We start from the raw sequence: 2540 nt of genomic DNA on the forward strand, positions 1-2540 counted from the left end.
ATCTTGCATGGATAGTTTGCGGTCTCTCATAGACAATCAATGTTTTATTCTAAATTGGCGTGTTTGCCATACATCTTATTCGTATCCAAGCCCTTTTTCTCCATGAACCTCAGAATGACAGCATCGCAGAATAGTAAAAGAGTTTGCTCGAACAATGAGCCCATAGGCTGAATGGTTTTATAATCACCTTCCGATTGATCCTTGGGTGAACCAGGTAACTTAATCTTTATATCCGCTATTTTTCCGATTGTGGATTCGGGGAAAATCGTTACGGCGGCAATCGTTCCACCTATACTTTTTGCTTTCTCTGACATGGAAACAAGGCTTTTCGTTTCTCCTGAACCTGAAGCGATGATCAAGATGTCATCTTTTTCAAAGTTAGGGGTCACCGTTTCGCCTGGTACATAAGCATCTATGCCCATATGCATCATTCGCATCGCAAATGACTTGGCCATAAATCCAGATCTACCTGCGCCAGCTACAAACACTTTTTTTGCTTCAAGAATCCCATTAACCAATTTCTCAGCTTCTTCATCCGGAATGAGGTCAGTTGTTCTGATTAACTCTTTTAAGATCTTAGCTAAATATTGTGACGTATGCATGCTCGACCTTACCCTTTTTTGATCATTTCTTGCATTGTTGCTGCTGCAGCTTTTTTATCAGCTTGACCTGTAATACCGCCGCCAACAATGACAAGGTCTGGATTTACTTTAATAACTTCTGGAAGTGTTTCTAATTTAATGCCGCCTGCGATTGCAGTTTTTGCATTTTTTACAACACTTTTAATGGTTTGCAGATCTTCAAAAGAGTTTTTACCTACTGCTTGAAGATCGTAGCCGGTGTGGACACAAATATAGTCTACACCCATTGCATCGACTTCTTTAGCGCGGGCAGCCAGATCTTTAACAGCGATCATATCAACAAGGATTTTTTTGCCTTGTTTTTTCGCTTCTTCTACAGCACCTTGAATAGACATATCTTCGGCTGTGCCTAGAATCGTAATAATATCAGCACCTGCTTCAGAGGCTTTCATCACTTCATAACCAGCAGCGTCCATGATTTTCAGGTCTGCTAAAACCTTTAAATTAGGGAATGCTTCTTTTACTGCCTTTACTGCATGAAGACCCTCGTTGATTACGACTGGGGTACCGATTTCAACGATATCGATATGTTCCCCCACTTCTTTAACAAGCTCAATTGCTTCTGGAATATTGACTAAATCTAAAGCTAATTGTAATTCCATCTATATTCACTCCTATTAATTTTTTTCGGATTTTTCGTACAGTTATACTGTCTCCAAAATTAAATAGATCCTTTTCAGTAAAATTATCCTTTTGGAGTATTATCTGTACCAGCAGTCGGGATTGATGATGTTCCCAATCGCTGAACAATTGCAAGTATACAACCTATAATCTTTTAGTGGAAGTACGCACTTTTATTTTACATAGTGCTAAAAAGTATACTATGGGGTATAATAACCATAGAGGTGAGTGAAATGTCACGAATGCAGGATAAGATCTTTAACTGTGAAAAGGAATTGACGCTATCAGTTATCGGTGGTAAGTGGAAAATGCTTATATTATGGCATCTAGGGAAAGAAGGAACCAAGCGATTTGGTGAATTGAAGGCTCTCATGCCAGGAATCACGCAAAGGATGCTTGTGAACCAATTGCGTGAACTGGAAGAAGACTTGATAGTAGAGCGGAAAGTTTACCCGGTTGTTCCTCCAAAAGTGGAATACTCCCTCACTGAACAGGGGAGAAGCTTGATGCCGATTCTTGATGCTATGTATAAATGGGGTAAAGACTATATGGAGACAGTAGGGGTAAACCCTAAGAAAGAGTCAATTAATTAAAATTTGACTAAATAAACCGGTACAAATAGCACCACAATATAGAAAGGGGCAATGTGATATAGCATTGCCCCTTTTTCTTTGTTAGCCTTGTAAAAGGCTGACAAAGCCTATCTATTAAATTGTAATTGCAAATAAGTAATGACATACCTTTATTAAAACTATGACTAGTTGTTATTTTATTTTTTCTTTTTCAAGCATATCCTTAACTACATACTCGATGGTTACATTTCCTAAGACCTTTTCCATCGCTAATTGTGCGGCAGACAATATAGGAATGATCGTATTTTGAATGTTTCTTCCTACAGGACATTTAGGATTTGGACTTTCATGAACATTAAACAACTCATTATCCTGTACGACATTAACTGCCTTATATACATCTAACAGAGTAATGTCAGATAAATTCCTTGCAAGCTTAGTTCCCGGAATACCAGGATGTACCTCTACTAACCCTGCTTTCTTTAGCATTCCAATAATTTTCCTGATAAGTGCTGGATTTGTGTTTACACTTTCTGCTAAATATTCAGATGAACTTACACCGTCTTTATTAAACTCTATAAGAGATAATATATGAACGCCTACAGCAAATCGGCTGCTAATGGACATTTATTCATCACCTTTCTTGCATTTCCATAAGGATAAATCTTTTCTTGTAATAAAAGTGGTTACACCCTTTATATTATAC

At 37.9% G+C, this 2540-nt stretch carries 4 protein-coding genes; 1 reads left to right on the plus strand and 3 read right to left on the minus strand.

What is annotated here, in order from left to right; all coding sequences use genetic code 11:
• Window positions 1-44 precede the first annotated feature (44 nt).
• Complete coding sequence (hxlB, locus tag WB217_RS18115; RefSeq protein ID WP_423994699.1) at window positions 45-602, minus strand: 6-phospho-3-hexuloisomerase; 558 nt, start codon at window positions 600-602, stop codon at window positions 45-47.
• An 8-nt stretch (window positions 603-610) separates the two neighbouring features.
• Complete coding sequence (hxlA, locus tag WB217_RS18120) at window positions 611-1243, minus strand: 3-hexulose-6-phosphate synthase (RefSeq protein ID WP_335430280.1); 633 nt, start codon at window positions 1241-1243, stop codon at window positions 611-613.
• A 252-nt stretch (window positions 1244-1495) separates the two neighbouring features.
• Between hxlA and WB217_RS18125 the strand changes: the two genes are divergently transcribed.
• A complete protein-coding gene (locus tag WB217_RS18125) occupies window positions 1496-1855 on the plus strand; it encodes a winged helix-turn-helix transcriptional regulator (protein ID WP_423994700.1) in 360 nt (119 codons plus the stop codon).
• Window positions 1856-2026: 171 nt separating this feature from the next.
• On the opposite strand, the gene WB217_RS18130 is transcribed toward WB217_RS18125, so the two are convergent.
• Complete coding sequence (locus tag WB217_RS18130; RefSeq protein ID WP_335430282.1) at window positions 2027-2461, minus strand: Rrf2 family transcriptional regulator; 435 nt, start codon at window positions 2459-2461, stop codon at window positions 2027-2029.
• Between the last annotated feature and the right edge of the window lie 79 nt (window positions 2462-2540).

It is taken from the genome of Mesobacillus sp. (assembly GCF_049588175.1).
In the GTDB taxonomy this organism is placed as follows: domain Bacteria; phylum Bacillota; class Bacilli; order Bacillales; family Cytobacillaceae; genus Mesobacillus.

Excerpts from the sequence above, each read along its gene's own strand:
- hxlB (WP_423994699.1), bottom strand. The coding sequence starts at position 602 with ATGCATACGTCACAATATTTAGCTAAGATCTTAAAAGAGTTAATCAGA.
- hxlA (WP_335430280.1), bottom strand. The coding sequence starts at position 1,243 with ATGGAATTACAATTAGCTTTAGATTTAGTCAATATTCCAGAAGCAATT.
- WB217_RS18125 (WP_423994700.1), top strand. The coding sequence starts at position 1,496 with ATGTCACGAATGCAGGATAAGATCTTTAACTGTGAAAAGGAATTGACG.
- WB217_RS18130 (WP_335430282.1), bottom strand. The coding sequence starts at position 2,461 with ATGTCCATTAGCAGCCGATTTGCTGTAGGCGTTCATATATTATCTCTT.